18 protein-coding genes are annotated in these 13,981 nt (G+C 70.5%); 14 read left to right on the top strand and 4 right to left on the bottom strand.

Annotated elements, in window-relative coordinates; translation table 11 throughout:
- Nucleotides 1-13: 13 nt before the first annotated feature.
- Nucleotides 14-868 (bottom strand): PPK2 family polyphosphate kinase, encoded by an 855-nt coding sequence (locus tag BS329_RS24720; RefSeq protein WP_076163635.1) that lies wholly within the window; start codon nt 866-868, stop codon nt 14-16.
- Nucleotides 869-1,024: 156 nt separating this feature from the next.
- On the opposite strand from BS329_RS24720, the gene rocD reads away from it, so the two are divergent.
- The 3 genes from rocD (at nt 1,025) to BS329_RS24705 (ending at nt 4,458) form a co-directional block, all read left to right on the top strand.
- On the top strand, nt 1,025-2,227 hold the full coding sequence (rocD, locus tag BS329_RS24715) for an ornithine--oxo-acid transaminase (RefSeq protein ID WP_076163634.1): 1,203 nt from the start codon (nt 1,025-1,027) through the stop codon (nt 2,225-2,227).
- A 31-nt stretch (nt 2,228-2,258) separates the two neighbouring features.
- A complete protein-coding gene (locus tag BS329_RS24710; protein ID WP_076163633.1) occupies nt 2,259-3,620 on the top strand; it encodes a DUF2252 domain-containing protein in 1,362 nt (453 codons plus the stop codon).
- A gap of 235 nt (nt 3,621-3,855) precedes the next feature.
- A complete protein-coding gene (locus tag BS329_RS24705; RefSeq protein WP_076163632.1) occupies nt 3,856-4,458 on the top strand; it encodes a phosphatase PAP2 family protein in 603 nt (200 codons plus the stop codon).
- Here BS329_RS24705 and zapE read toward each other — a convergent pair.
- On the bottom strand, nt 4,412-5,446 hold the full coding sequence (gene zapE, locus BS329_RS24700) for a cell division protein ZapE (RefSeq protein ID WP_076163631.1): 1,035 nt from the start codon (nt 5,444-5,446) through the stop codon (nt 4,412-4,414). The genes BS329_RS24705 and zapE overlap by 47 nt on opposite strands.
- 98 nt (nt 5,447-5,544) lie before the next feature.
- Between zapE and BS329_RS24695 the strand changes: the two genes are divergently transcribed.
- The 10 genes from BS329_RS24695 to BS329_RS24655 all read left to right on the top strand — a co-directional run bounded on the left by BS329_RS24695 (nt 5,545) and on the right by BS329_RS24655 (nt 12,250).
- Nucleotides 5,545-6,291 carry a pyrimidine reductase family protein gene (locus tag BS329_RS24695; RefSeq protein ID WP_076163630.1) on the top strand — a complete coding sequence of 249 codons (747 nt, stop codon included), beginning with the start codon at nt 5,545-5,547 and terminating at the stop codon, nt 6,289-6,291.
- The gene (locus BS329_RS24690) at nt 6,288-6,845 is read left to right on the top strand and encodes an RNA polymerase sigma factor (RefSeq protein ID WP_076163629.1); all 558 of its coding nucleotides are present in this window, start codon (nt 6,288-6,290) and stop codon (nt 6,843-6,845) included. Before BS329_RS24695 ends, BS329_RS24690 begins: the two co-directional genes overlap by 4 nt.
- Entirely contained in the window at nt 6,845-7,270 is a 426-nt protein-coding gene (locus BS329_RS24685) for a hypothetical protein (protein WP_076163628.1), read from the top strand. Before BS329_RS24690 ends, BS329_RS24685 begins: the two co-directional genes overlap by 1 nt.
- A 133-nt stretch (nt 7,271-7,403) precedes the next feature.
- A complete protein-coding gene (locus BS329_RS24680; protein ID WP_076163627.1) occupies nt 7,404-7,853 on the top strand; it encodes an Asp23/Gls24 family envelope stress response protein in 450 nt (149 codons plus the stop codon).
- Nucleotides 7,853-8,029 carry a hypothetical protein gene (locus tag BS329_RS42765; protein WP_143253185.1) on the top strand — a complete coding sequence of 59 codons (177 nt, stop codon included), beginning with the start codon at nt 7,853-7,855 and terminating at the stop codon, nt 8,027-8,029. The genes BS329_RS24680 and BS329_RS42765 overlap by 1 nt, the downstream gene beginning before the upstream one ends.
- Entirely contained in the window at nt 8,026-8,382 is a 357-nt protein-coding gene (locus tag BS329_RS24675; protein ID WP_076163626.1) for an Asp23/Gls24 family envelope stress response protein, read from the top strand. Before BS329_RS42765 ends, BS329_RS24675 begins: the two co-directional genes overlap by 4 nt.
- Before the next feature lie 11 nt (nt 8,383-8,393).
- Complete coding sequence (locus BS329_RS24670; protein ID WP_076163625.1) at nt 8,394-8,930, top strand: DUF6286 domain-containing protein; 537 nt, start codon at nt 8,394-8,396, stop codon at nt 8,928-8,930.
- Entirely contained in the window at nt 8,927-9,514 is a 588-nt protein-coding gene (locus BS329_RS24665; RefSeq protein WP_076163624.1) for an Asp23/Gls24 family envelope stress response protein, read from the top strand. The genes BS329_RS24670 and BS329_RS24665 overlap by 4 nt, the downstream gene beginning before the upstream one ends.
- A gap of 28 nt (nt 9,515-9,542) precedes the next feature.
- Nucleotides 9,543-10,622, top strand: coding sequence for an ATP-dependent DNA ligase (locus BS329_RS24660; protein WP_076163790.1), 1,080 nt, complete (start codon nt 9,543-9,545; stop codon nt 10,620-10,622).
- A gap of 107 nt (nt 10,623-10,729) precedes the next feature.
- A complete protein-coding gene (locus BS329_RS24655) occupies nt 10,730-12,250 on the top strand; it encodes an alpha/beta hydrolase (protein WP_076163789.1) in 1,521 nt (506 codons plus the stop codon).
- A gap of 20 nt (nt 12,251-12,270) precedes the next feature.
- Here BS329_RS24655 and BS329_RS24650 read toward each other — a convergent pair whose 3' ends face one another.
- Entirely contained in the window at nt 12,271-12,513 is a 243-nt protein-coding gene (locus BS329_RS24650) for a DUF2630 family protein (RefSeq protein WP_076163623.1), read from the bottom strand.
- Between the two features lie 83 nt (nt 12,514-12,596).
- On the opposite strand from BS329_RS24650, the gene BS329_RS24645 reads away from it, so the two are divergent.
- Nucleotides 12,597-12,953: a thioredoxin family protein gene (locus BS329_RS24645; protein ID WP_020637318.1), complete on the top strand. Its 357-nt coding sequence runs from the start codon at nt 12,597-12,599 to the stop codon at nt 12,951-12,953.
- An 86-nt stretch (nt 12,954-13,039) separates the two neighbouring features.
- Here the strand turns inward: BS329_RS24645 and BS329_RS24640 are convergent, their stop codons facing one another.
- On the bottom strand, nt 13,040-13,969 hold the full coding sequence (locus BS329_RS24640; RefSeq protein WP_076163622.1) for a proline dehydrogenase family protein: 930 nt from the start codon (nt 13,967-13,969) through the stop codon (nt 13,040-13,042).
- Between the last annotated feature and the right edge of the window lie 12 nt (nt 13,970-13,981).

The following is a 13,981-nucleotide window of genomic DNA, read 5'->3' as shown; positions in this document are numbered from 1 at the left end:
CTCTTTCAGACACTCATCCCGGTACGCCAACGCCTTCCAGCTTCTTCAATTCCGTCTCGGGATCGAAGTCAGCCTGAGGGAACTTCGGGCCCATTTCCTCGATCGTCTCGATGAGGAGCCGCGCGACCAGCCAGTTGCGGTACCACTTGTGGTCGGCCGGGACGGCGTACCAGGGCGCTGTCGTCGTGGAGGTCTTGGTGAAGATGTCGGCGTAGGCCTGCTGGTAGTCGTTCCACTGGGCGCGGGCGTCGAGGTCGGCGGGGTTGTACTTCCACCGCTTCGCCGGGGTCTCCAGCCTCGCCTTGAGCCGCCGCAGCTGCTCCTCCGGCGAGATGTCGAGGAACACCTTCACGACGGTCGTGCCCGCGTCGGCCAGCTCCTGTTCGAACGCGTTGATCTCGGCGTACCGCTTGCGCCATTCCGCGGCGGGCACCAGCTTCTGGACCCGCGGGACCAGGACGTCCTCGTAATGCGACCGGTCGAAGACGCCGATCTGCCCCGGCACGGGGAGCTGTTTGCGGATCCGCCAGAGGTAGTGGTGGCGCCGCTCGGTCGCGGTCGGCTTCTTGAACCCCGCGTAGCGCACGCCCATCGGGTTGACCAGGCCGAGGACGTGCCCGACCGTGCCGCCCTTGCCGGAGGTGTCCATCCCTTGCAGGACGAGCAGGAGACTGCGGTTCCCGCCGCCGACGCCTTCCGCGTAGAGGGCTTCCTGCAGCTTCGCGAGCCTGCCGCCGGAGTCGAGGAGGTCCTTGAGGGCCTTGGGCTTCTTGTGCGGCCCGACCGGGAACGTGCCCGGATCGTGCCGCTCGGTTCCCTTGCCGATCCTCAGCGCGTCCCGCACGGAGACGTGGTCCTTTTTCGCCATCCGGCGACGATAACCGCGGCCCGGATCACGCGCCTGCGGTGATCAAGTCCTCCGATGCACGATTTCGCCACCCGAAGGAGTCGATACGCAACGAACAACGGGTCAAAGCAACGTTTCCCGGATGAAGTCCCCCGGATGGGCATCTAACCTGAACGCATGACGACCGCCGACTTCATCGCGCTCGACGAGCAGTGGAGCACGCACAACTACCACCCCCTGCCCGTCGTGATCGCCACCGCCGAGGGCGCTTCGGTCACCGACGTCGAGGGCAAGACCTACCTCGACTTCCTTTCCGGCTATTCCGCGCTGAACTTCGGGCACCGCCACCCCGGGCTCATCGCCGCCGCGATCGAGCAGTTCGGCCGGGTCACGCTGACCTCGCGCGCCTTCCACCACGACCAGCTCGGACTGTTCTGCCGGGAACTCGCCGAGCTGACCGGTACCGAGATGACGCTGCCGATGAACTCCGGCGCGGAGGCCGTCGAGTCCGCGGTGAAGATCGCCCGGAAGTGGGCGTACCAGGTCAAGGGCGTCCCCGACGGGACGGCGGAGATCGTCGTCGCGGGCTCGAACTTCCACGGCCGCACGACGACCATCGTGTCCTTCTCCACCGACGAGACCGCGCGCGCCGACTTCGGCCCGTTCACGCCGGGCTTCGTCACCGTCAAGTACGGCGACGCCGAAGCGCTGCGTGACGCCATCACCGAACGGACCGCCGCGATCCTGCTGGAGCCGGTCCAGGGCGAGGCGGGCGTGATCGTGCCGCCCGCCGGCTACTTCGCCGAGGCGCGGCGGCTGTGCGACGAGCACAACGTCCTGCTGATCGCCGACGAGATCCAGTCCGGCCTCGCCCGCACCGGCACCGTCCTCGCACTCGACCACGAAGGCGTCCGCGCCGACGTCTACACGCTGGGCAAGGCGCTCGGTGGCGGGATCATGCCGGTCTCGGCGGTGGTCGGCAGCCAGGACGTGCTCGGCGTGCTGAAGCCGGGCGAGCACGGGTCGACCTTCGGCGGGAACCCGGTCGCCTGCGCGATCGGCCGGGCCGTGGTCTGGCTGCTGAAGACCGGCGAGTTCCAGGAGCGTTCGCGGGAACTGGGCGCCCACCTGCACGGCAGGCTCGGTGAACTGGTCGGGAACGGGCTGGCCGAGGTCCGCGGCCGCGGGCTCTGGGCGGGGATCGACATCGCGCCCGGCGGGCCGACCGGCCGGGAGGCGTCCACCGCGCTGGCCGGACGCGGCGTGCTGTGCAAGGAGACGCACGACCACACGCTGCGGATCGCGCCGCCGCTGGTGATCACCCGCGAGGAGCTCGACCGCGGTATCGACGCGATCACCGACGTCGTCAAGACCCGGTGAACCTTTCGGGCGGCCGGTACGTTGGCTGTCCATGGGAGACGAGCGGGAGTGGGTCGAGCGGCCGCTGGTCGGCACCGAGACGGTGACGCCGGAGGACTGGTTCGCGAGGGGCAAGGCGCTGCGGGACGAGGCGCCGGCGGCCGCGCACGATCACGCGGCGGCGGGCGACGGCCGTCCCGGCGTGGCGGAATTCTTCGCGCGGACCAACGAAGGCCGCCTGCCGGAACTGGTGGAACTGCGGCGTGAGCGCATGCTCGCGTCGCCGTTCACCTTCTACCGCGGCGCGGCCGGGCTGATGGCCGCGGATCTGGCCGGTTCGCCGTCGTCGGGACTGACGGCGCAGCTCTGCGGGGACGCGCACGCGGCGAACTTCGGGCTGTACGGCACGCCCGAGGGCCAGATCGTGATGGACATCAACGACTTCGACGAGTCTGTGCCAGGGCCGTGGGAGTGGGACCTCAAGCGGCTCGCCGCCAGTCTCGTGCTGGCCGGGCGCGAAGGCGGCATCGGCGAGTCGGGCTGCCGTGAAGCCGCGGAAGACGCGGTGAAGTCGTACCGGCGCACCATCCGGGGGCTGGCGGAACTGCCGTTCCTGCGGTCGTGGAACGCGCTGCCGAACGCGTCGGTGCTGAGCACGGTCCGCGCGCACGACCTGATCGACGACTTCGAGGAGGCGGCCGAGAAGGCGCGGAAGAACACCAGCGCCAAGGTCACCGCGAAGTGGACCCGGCGGATCGACGACCACGAAACCGGTCTCGAACGGCACCGGTTCGTCGAAGACCCGCCCGTGCTCACGCATGTCGACGACGCGACGGCGGACGCGGTGATCACCGGACTGGTGGCCTATGTGGACACGATCCGTGAATCGCGGCGGACACTGCTCTCGCGGTACCGGGTGTCCGATGTGGCCTTCCGGGTGGTCGGCACCGGCAGTGTCGGGCTGCGCGGCTACGTCGCGCTGCTGCACGGCAACAGTGGTGAAGACCTGGTGCTGCAAGTGAAACAGGCTGTTCCGTCGGCGCTGGCGCCGCACCTCGGCCTGGCCGCGCCGGAGCACGAGGGCCGCCGGATCGTCGAGGGCGCGCGGCTCGTGCAGGCCGAGACGGACATCCTGCTCGGCTGGACGACCATCGACGGCCTGCCCTACATCGTGCGGCAGTTCCGGAACCTCAAGGGCGACATCGACCCCGCGGAACTCAAGAAGGACCACCTCGACGACTACGGCCGCCTAGCGGGCGCGTTGCTGGCGCGGGCGCACGCGCGGTCGCTGCATCCGCAGATGCTGGCGGGGTACTTCGAGGACGACGAAGACCTCGACGAGGCCATCGGTGCCTACGCGGTGCGATACGCGGATCAGACCGAAGCGGACTTCGCCGCCTTCGAGGCCCTCTGACCCGCTTCACGGAATTCTAAAACGCACCGCTCGCCAACCCCGAACTCGCGTGTTTGGACACGGAACTCACGTGATTGAAGGCGAAACTCGAAGTTCCGGCTCCAATCACGCGAGTTCCGGCTCCAATCACGCGAGTTCCGGCTTCAATCACGGGTGTGCGCCACCTACTTGCGGTGGGTCTGGCCGTGATTTCCGTGACAAGCCGTTCTGGCGGGTGGTCCCGTAATCTCGCCGGATGAGTGGAAGAGCGCCGTACGGGCTGGTCGCGGTGACCTGCGCCGTGCTCATGGTCGTCCTCGGCCTGCTGGTCTCCGGCAAAGGACTGTCGGGCCCCGACGCGCTCGCCGACGAGTGGGTGCGGAGCACCTTCGGCGAAGACCTGCTGCGACTCCTCGTGCTGCCGACCGAGGCCTACGTCCTGATCCCGGTCGCGGTCCTCACCGCCACCCTGTGCCTGCTGGGACGGCGCAAACCCGAAGTGGCCTTGACCATCGCAGGCCCGCTCGTCGCCATTCTCGCCAACACCTGGGTGCTCAAACCGCTGTTCGGCCGCTGGAAGAACACGTGGCTCGCCTATCCCAGCGGGCACACCGTCGCGCTGGTCGCGGTGCTGACCGTGCTCGTCCTGCTGGCCCGGCCCGGCGTCGCGAAGGCCGTCATCGCGGTCGTGGGCGCGGTGGCGCTCGGCGGGGTCACGATCGGCATGATCGGCCTCGGCTATCACTACCTGACCGACGTCGTGGGCGGCACGCTGTTCGCCATCGCGGTCGTGTGCGCGACGTGGACGCTGCTCACCTGGGCTGCACGGCGTCGCGCGCCAGTGCCGTCAGACGGCTGACGGCGCGCAGGTACTTCTTGCGGTAGCCGCCGTTCACCATCTCCTCGGTGAACAGCAGCGGCACCGGCTCGCCCGAGACCATCAGCGGGATCGCGCGGTCGTAGAGCCGGTCGGCGAAGGCGACCAGCCGCAGTCCGACGTTCTGATCCGGAACCGGGTGGATGTCGCGCAGGTGCACGCGGCTCACCCCGTCGAGAAGCCTGCCGTAGCGCGAAGGGTGCAGCCCGCCGAGGTGGTCGCACAACGCGTCGAAATCGTCCACAGTGGACTCGGGATGCGCGGCGGCGGAGGCTTCCAGCTCTTGCGGGCTCGCGGGCGGTGGCGCGTCCGGCAGGCCACGGTGGCGGTAGTCCGGGCCGTCGACGCGGCAGACGCCGAACCGGGCGGACAGCGACTGGATCTCGCGCAGGAAGTCCGTGGCGGCGAACCGGCCCTCGCCGAGTTTGTCGGGCAGCGTGTTGGAGGTCGCCGCCACGAACACCCCGGCCGAGATCAGCTCCTGCAACAGCCGGGTGACGAGCATGGTGTCGCCGGGGTCGTCGAGTTCGAACTCGTCGATCGCCAGGAACCGGTGCTCGGAAAGCCGTCGCACCGCCTCGGCGAACCCCAGGGCGCCGACGAGATGGGTCAGCTCCACGAACGTCCCGTACGCCTTGGGCGACGGCGTCTCGTGCCACGTCGAGGCGAGCAGGTGGGTCTTGCCGACGCCGAAACCGCCGTCCAGGTAGAGCCCCCTCGGCCCGGTGAACGCGTCGTCCCCGCCGCCGAACAGCGCGCGCAGCTTCGACTTCGGCTTCCGGTTCGAGGCTTCCGCCACGCGCTTCGCGAACGCGCCACAGTCGACGACGGCCTCGGCCTGACTCGGCTCGTCCGGATTGGGCACGTAGGTGGAGAACCGGACCGCGTCGAACCGGGGCGGCGGGACGAGCGCGGTGATCAGCTCGTCGGCGGACAGCTCCGGACGGCGATCGATCAGGCGGGCGGGCATTCGCCGAGAGTAACGGCTGCGGCGGCGGCCGTTCACCCTCCCTGACCGGGCGTATCCCCCGCTCAGCGGTGCCGTCGGGCTCGTGCTGGGATGGAGGTGTGCAGCTTTTGTGGCCAACGACACCAGCGGATCCCGTCTCCGACGCCGACCTGAAGCGGCTCTACGGGTATCCCGAGAATCTGACCCGTCCCTGGGTCCAGGTCAACTTCGTCAGCTCCGCCGACGGCGCGGTCGCGGTCGACGAGCGGTCCGAGGGCCTTTCGCACCCCGCCGACAAGCGGATCTTCCTGCTGGGGCGGCTGCTTTCCGACGTGATCCTGGTCGGCGCGGGCACGGCTCGCGCCGAGGGTTACCGCGGCGCGCGGATCAGCCCCGAACGCGCCGCCCGCCGGGTCTCACTCGGGCTGTCCGAGGTCCCGCCGATCGCGGTGGTGACCCGTTCCGGTGAACTCGACCCCGCGGGCCCGTTGTTCACCGACACCAAGGTCCCGCCGATCGTCGTCACCACCGAGAACGCGCCCCGGGCCGCGCTGGAACGCGCGGGCGCCGACGTGCTCGTCGCCGGGACCGACGACGTCGACCTCCACGTCGCGCTGAAACTCCTGGCCGGACGCGGGTTGTACCGCGTCGACTGCGAGGGCGGGCCGACGCTGTTCGGCGACCTGATCGCGGCCGACCTCGTCGACCAGCTGTGCCTGACAATCGCCCCCCTGCTCGCGGGCGCGGGCGAGCGCCGGATCGCCGACGGCCGCCCCGCCCCGGAGCCACGCCGGATGGACCTCGCGTCGATGCTCTTCGAGGACGGATTCACCATGCTGCGCTACCGCCGCCGGGAGAGCGGGTGAGCGAGCCCGCGCCGGTTCCGGACCGGGACCTGGCGGCCAGGGCCGCCGCCGGGGACCACGGTGCCTTCGACACCTTGGTGCGGCGGCACACGGCCCGGATGTACCGCGTGGCGCTGCGGATCACCGGCAGCACGTCGGAGGCCGAGGACGTCGTCCAGGAGGCCTGGCTTTCCGCGTGGCGCGCGCTGCCGGGGTTCCGGCACGAGTCCGCGTTCCCCACCTGGCTCTATCGGGTGACGACGAACGGCGCGCTCGGTCAGGTACGGCGCCGCAAACCGACCGTGCCGCTCGACGAGGGCGACGCCGGGATCGTGCCTGGCCCGGAGGGCCACGTGGTGAGCGCCGAGCAGGTCGGCACGGTGCTGCGCGCGATCGCCGAACTCGACGTCGGCCAGCGGATTCCGCTGATTCTGCGAGAATTCGAAGGGATGACCTACGAGGAGATGGCCGAGGTTCTGGAAGTCGGTGTGCCCGCCTTGCGCGCCCGTCTGCACCGCGCGAGGGTGGCGCTGCTGGCGAAGCTCGGCGAGACTTTCGGGCCGGGGGAACGGTGATGTGCGAGGATCCGCGCGACGACCCCCGGTGGGAGCAGGTGCGCGCCGCCGCGAGCCGCCCCGTGCCGACACCGCCGGGGCTCGTCGAACGCGTGCTCCGTTCGGTCGGCGGCGCCCGCGGCAAGCACACCACGGCACCGCTCGACCTGCCCTCGGCAGGCGGGAAGACCCAGGTGTCGGAACGGGCACTGGTCCTGATGACCAGGAGGCTCGCCGCCGAGATCGGCCAGGACCTCGGCGGGGTCCACGTCTCGGCCGTCGCGCTCGAGGACGACGTGCTCCAGGTGCTGGTGACGATCCGGTTCGGCGTCGAAGCGGCCGCCGCGGAACTGTTGCGGCACCGCGTCACCGCGGCGCTGACCGGCCAGCTCGGCTCGGCCCCGCCCGCGGTCAACGTCCACGTCGTCGACGTCCACCCGGACTGAACCCGGAAGTGATTACCCCGTTCGGGGGACATCGCGGAACGACTCGGCATGCGCGTGTGTCCTGATCGGTGAGAGCGTTAGGAACGCCGCGCGCGCAGGTCGCGTGGCGCCGGTGCGAGAAGGAGCGAACTTCATGGCGCAGCCGAGCGCGAGCAGGCCCGACACCCCGGTGACGGGGTCGTCCCTCAACGAGGAAGGAGCCGCCGGCAAGACCACGATCTCGTCGGTGGTGGTGCAGAAGGTGGCCGGTCTCGCCACCCGTGAGGTGACCGGGATCCACGCGCTGGGCGGCGGGGTCTCGCGGGCCTTCGGCGCGATCCGCGAGCGCATCCCCGGTTCCGGCACGGTCACCACGTCCGGTGTCTCGGTCGAGGTCGGCGATAAGCAGGCCGCGATCGACCTCGACGTGGTCGTCGAGTACGGCGCCCGCATCGTCGACGTCGCGCGGGCGGTGCGCCGCAACGTGATCGGCCAGGTCGAGCAGATCACCGGCCTCGAGGTGATCGAGGTCAACATCGCGGTCAACGACATTCACCTGCCGGACGAGAACGGCGGCGAGACCGAGACCTCGCGGGTCGAATGATGAGCGGGACCCAGACCGGCCTGCTCGCCGGGCTCATCCTCGGCCTCGCCGCGACACAGGGCTTCACCGCGTTCCTGGTGACGCTGGCCGTCGGCGTCATCGGCCTCGTCCTCGGCCGGGTGCTCGACGGCGAACTCGACCTCTCCGACCTGTTCGGCCGGGGCCGCGACAAATGACCGTCCCGCCCGACCCGGACGATCGCGGCACCCTCACCATCGCGCCGTCCGTGGTCCGCAAGATCGCGCAGCACGCCGCGGACCAGGTCGACGGAACCACCGTCGCCGAGCGGCGGATCGTCGGGCTCGGGCTGGGGACCCACGGCGCGAGCGCGAAGGTCGGTGGTGAGGGCAACGACGTCGACCTCGTGCTCGACGTGGCTTTGAAGTACCCGGCACCGGTGCGGCGGATCGTCGGCGATCTGCGCGCCCGGGTCACCGAGGAGGTCGAACGGATCACCTCGTACCAGGTCCGCGACATCTCGGTGACGGTCTCCGCGCTCCTGCCCGACATCGCGCCCCGCGTCCGCTAAGGAGCATCCGCATGCGTTTGTTCGTCCGCCTGCTGTCCGCCCTGATCGGGCTGGTGCTGGCCGCCGCCGGGGTCCTGCTGGCCTTGGAGGTCGGCTGGGGCTGGTGGCGGCCGGGGCGGGGACCGCTGTTCATCCCGTGGGACGACTGGCGCGACAGGCTCGCGGAACTGTCCTGGAGCGCTCCGGCGGTCCGGTACGTCGCGATCGGCGTCGCGATCGTGGGGCTGCTGCTGATCCTGGCGGCGGCCTCGGCCGGGCGGCGCGCGATCCGGCTGACCGATCCGGCGAACGAGGTCAGCGTGACCACGTCACCGCGTTCGCTGGCCCGGCTGGTGGGGGTGACCGTGCGGGCGCAGGACAACGTCGCCGGTGCGAAGGTCACCGCCACCGCCAAGAAGGTCCGTGTCCGCGCGACGAGCCGGATGGAAACCGAAGGGCAGCTGCGACCGCGGCTGCTGGACACGGTTTCCGGCCTCCTCGACGACGTCCCACTGGTGCGGCGGCCGAAGGTGTCCGTCGTCGTCGACTCCCCGAAGGACCGCCGATGACCCGTTCGGTCTCCGCCAAGGCGCTCGGCCGGTCCACCGGCACGGAACGCACCCTGACCGTCCTCATCGGACTCTTCGCGCTGCTCGGCGGGGCCGCGGTGATCGCGGTCGGCGCGGGGTGGCTCGGCACGCACCGCGCCAACCGCTCGCTCGTGGATCCGATCGCGCTCGACTGGCTCTCACAGCACGCGCTCGCCGCCCGCGTCGGCGCGGTCGTGGCCGGTGTCCTCCTGTTGTGGCTGGGACTGTGGTGGTTCTTCCGCTCGTTGCGCCCGGAAGGCCGCCCCGACCTCGAACTCGACGACGACCTCGTGGTGACCTCCTCCGCCATCTCCGAGGCCGTCCGCGCCGACGCCGAGACGATCGACGGTGTCGGACGCGCCAGGGTCCGCGCGGTCGGCGACAGCGACGCCCCGGCGCTGCGGATCACACTTTGGCTGAGCGAAGGCACCGACCTGAAACGGGTGTGGGAGCAGCTCGACCTCACCGTGCTGGCCCGCGCGCGGGAATCGCTCGGTGTCGACGTGCTGCCGACCGCCGTCCGGCTCGAACTCGACACGGGAGCACCGCAACGGGTGCGCTGAACACGGGGTTGGGACAAGAATGGCCGTCATGTCGCTTCCCTTGACACCGCCAGTGAAACCGATGCTCGCCAAACCGGCGAAGGCGATCCCCGATTCCGGCGGTCTGCTGTTCGAGCCGAAGTGGGACGGGTACCGCTGCCTGGTGTTCCGCGACGGCGACGAGCTGACCTTGCAGTCGAGGTCGGAGAAGCCGCTCAACCGGTACTTCCCCGAGGTCGTCGAGCGGCTGAAGGCGGCGCTGCCCGAGCGGATCGTGCTCGACGGCGAACTGGTGGTCGGCCGGGACGGGAAGCTGGACTTCGACGCGCTCACCGACCGGATCCACCCCGCCGAAAGCCGGATCACCCTGCTGGCGGAGCAGACCCCGGCGGAGTTCATCGCGTTCGACCTGCTGGCGCTCGGCGACGAGTCCTATCTGGACGAACCGACGTCGAAACGCCGGGAACGGCTGGAGAAGCTGGCCTCCGACGGCATCCACCTGACCCCGGCCACCTCGGATCCGGCGATCGCGCGGCACTGGTTCGAGTTGTTCGAGGGCGCCGGGCTCGACGGCGTCATCGGCAAACCGCTCGACGAGCCGTACACCCCCGGCAAACGCGTGCTGCTGAAGTACAAGCACTCGCGCACCGCCGACTGCGTGCTCGCGGGACTGCGGTGGCACGTCGACGGCGAAGCGGGCGAGATGGTCGGCTCGTTCCTGCTCGGGCTCTACGACGAGGACGGCGTGCTGCACCACCCCGGCGTCGTCGGGTCGTTCCCGGTCACCCGGCGGCGTGAACTGGCCGAGGAGCTGGCGCCGCTGGTCACCGACGGGGCCGATCACCCGTGGCTGGGCGACAACGTGCGGGAGCACCAGCGAATCCCCGGCGGGATCACCCGATGGAAGTCCAAGGAAGCGCCGTGGGTGCCGCTGAAGCTGGAAAAGGTGGTCGAGGTCGGCTACGAGCACACCGAAGGCGGCTATCCGTCGCGGTTCCGCCACACCGCGCAGTTCAAGCGCTGGCGTCCCGACCGCGAACCGGATTCCTGCACCTACGCCCAGCTCGAAGAGGTCGCCCGGTACGACCTGGACGCGGTGTTCCGCGGCGAGGTCAAACGCACCCGCTAACCGGGGTCTGACACACCACCTGCGAAGCTCACCCACGAGCTTTGTCATGCCCTGGAAGTGAGGACCAGCCCGTGAGCACCGCCCGCCGCACGCCACGGCTGTTCCTGATGACGGCCATGGTCGCGACCGTGCTCGCGGGCTGCACGGCCGGGCCGTCGGTCCGGCCGGCGGTGATCGACAACGACGGCAAACCCGCTCCCGGCGGCTCGTCGGCGGCGCAGCCGGTGCCGCTGCCGCCGCTCACCGAACCGCGGTCGCCGTCGATCAAATGGGAGGACTGCGACGAGGCGACCCGGCAACGGCTGGGCCAGCCGTCCGTGCCGGACACGCTGAAGTTCTCCTGCGCCAGGGTGCCGACCACCCTCGACGCGCCGGACCTGCCCGGCCGCGGCCTCTCGCGGATGTCGGTGGTCAAGACCGGGGGCGGGCCGATCCCGCTCGTCGTGGTCAACGACGTCGACGGGGAACCCGGGTCGCTGTACGCCGCGCGGCTGGCCGCGGCGCTGCCGCCCGAGTACCTGCGGAAGTTCTCCCTGATCGGCGTGGACCGGCGCGGCACCGGGTCTTCCGCGCCGGTGCAGTGCGTCCCGGCGGAGATCCGCACCGACCTGCTCGGCGGCGATCCGGCCGCCGGCGACCTCGAAGCCGTGGTCGACGCGGCCCGCAGGGCGGGCCAGCAGTGCGCGATCGAACTGGACGACTCGCAGGTCGCGATGGACAGCTGGCGGACCGCGGGCGACCTCGACGAACTTCGGGAGCAACTGGGGTTGGACAAGCTGCACGCGCTGGGACGCGGTGACGGCTCGAAGGTCCTCGCCGAATACGCCGTGCGGTTCCCCGCGCAGGTCGGCCGCGTCATGCTCGACGGGCTGCCCGATCCGGCCCCCGACGCGGCCGCCGTCCAGGAATCCGTCGCCGCGAGCGCGCAGGCCACCCTCGACGCGTTCGGCGCCGACTGCATCGCCAAGGGCTGCCCGATCGGCGACGCCCGTGCGGCGGTGACCGCCGTCGCGGACCGGCTCCGCGCCACCCCCGCGACGACCACCGACGGGGTGGAGATGACGCCGGGGATCGCGCTGTACGCCGTCTATTCCGGGCTCGCGCAACGCTCCCGCTGGGTGGAACTCGCCGAGGCGCTCAAGACCGCGCAGACCGGCGACGTCACGCCGCTGGCCGCGTTCGCCGATCCGGTGCTGAAGGACTCCCGGGCGCGGCCGTCCCGGCTGGACGGCACGCTCGCGACCAAGTGCAACGACAGCGCGACGCGGCTCTCGGCCGAAGAACTCACGCGAGTGACCACGACCTTGCGCGACAAGTACCCGCAGTTCGGCGTCTTCGCCACGCAGCAACTGGCGTGGTGCAGCCCGTGGCCGGTCCGCCGCGAACCGCTCCCGCCCGCCGGCGCCCCGGGCGCCCCGCCGATCCTCGTCGCGGGCACCGCGACCGACCCGGTCACGCCGGAGCAGGGCACCAGCCGGGCCGCCGACCAGATGCCGAGCGCGGTGACGATCACGTGGCAGGGCGCCGGGCACGGCGCGCTGAGCCTCTCCGCCTGCGTCAGCGATGCGACGCGGGCTTTCCTGATCGACGGGAAGACTCCCGTGGACGGAACTCTCTGCCCGGCCTGAGCCTGCCTGGGCGGCCCGCGCTACTGCCGGTAGGACTCCACCTCGGAGATCGGTCGCGGAGCGGCCTGGTCCGGGTCCTCGTCGAACTCGACGCGTGCCCGCCGCTGCCGCAGCAGGTCCCAGCACTGGTCCAGCTGCTGCTCCACATCCGCGAGCCGGGACCGGTCGTCCGAACTGAGCCCGGACCCGATCGCCCGCGAGCGGAGTTCGTGCTCCACGCTGACCAGCTCGTCGATCCGGCTGAGAATGTCTCCGTCGGCCATGCGCACCTCCTTCTGAGTTGCTCCATGAGAGACGCTACGCGCTCTCGCGGGAATGTGCGTCCGGCCTGTTTCGTTACGCCGACATGAGCACAGTTGAGCTGACCGCCGCCAACTTCGATCAGGTCGTGTCCGAGAACGACTTCGTGATCATCGACTTCTGGGCGGGCTGGTGCATGCCGTGCCGCCAGTTCGCGCCGACCTACGAGAAGGTGTCGGGCAACCACGACGACATCGTGTTCGCGAGCGTCGACACCGAGGCCGAGCAGCAGCTGGCCGCCGCCTTCGACGTGCGCTCGATCCCCACGCTCGCGGTGATCCGCGACAAGACGGTCATCTACGCGCAGCCCGGCGCGCTCCCGGAGAAGACGCTCGAAGACCTGATCCAGCAGGCGCGCGACATCGACATGGACAAGCTCAAGGAAGAGGCCCAAGAAGCCTGAGCCGAAAAGAAAGGGGCCCTCCCTGGCGGATTTCGCCGGGAAGGGCCCCTTCGCATTTCAGCGGAACCGTGCCACCGGGGACCGGGTCAGCCCCGGGTGGCGAGTCCGCGCAGGAAGAACGCCAGGTTCGCCGGGCGTTCCGCCAGCCTGCGCATGAAATAGCCATACCATTCGTCGCCGTAGGGGACGTACACGCGCATCGTCTTGCCGTCGCCCGCGATCCGGCGCTGCTCTTCGGGACGGATCCCGTACAGCATCTGGAATTCGTGGTCGTCCGCCTTGCGGCCGGTGTCCATCGCCAGCTTCTCGGCGATCGCGATCATCCGCGGGTCGTGCGAGGCGACCATCGGATAACCCTTGCCCCGCATGAGAATTTTCAGGCAGCGCACGTAGGACTTGTCCACTTCGGACTTGTCCTGGAACGCGATCTCTTCAGGTTCGGCGTAAGCGCCCTTGCACAGCCGGACGCGGGAGCCCTCCCCGGCGAGGTCGCGGCAGTCCTGTTCGGTCCGCCGCAGGTAGGCCTGCAGCACCGCGCCGACCCACGGGTACTCGGTGCGCAATTCGCGCAGGATGCCCAGCGTCGAGTCCGTGGTGGTGTGGTCCTCCATGTCGAGCGTCACCGTGGCACCGACCGCTTCGGCCGCCGCGCAGATCTTGCGGGCGTTCTCCAGCGCGACCTTCTCGCCGTCGGCGGGCAGGAACTGGCCGACCGCGGACAGCTTCACCGAGACGTCCGCGCCGAACGCGAGGCCGTCGGCCGCCAGCGCGGACAGCAGATCCTCGTAGGCGCGGACGGTCGTGGCGGCCTGCTCGGCGTCGGTGGTGTCCTCGCCGAGGTGGTCGAGGGTGACCCGAAGGCCGTCGTCGGCCAGTTCGCGGACCACCCGGGCGGCCTCGGGCGTCCCGGCGCCGGCGACGAACCGGCTCACCACCGATCGGGTGGCGGGGACGACCTCGACCAGCTTGCGCATCCGCTGGGATCGAGCGGCGGCGAGCAGCGGGGCACGCAACATCACGGACTCCTG

It is taken from the genome of Amycolatopsis coloradensis, from assembly GCF_001953865.1.
GTDB lineage: Bacteria > Actinomycetota > Actinomycetes > Mycobacteriales > Pseudonocardiaceae > Amycolatopsis > Amycolatopsis coloradensis.
This window is presented reverse-complemented; position numbering and strand designations above follow the sequence as displayed.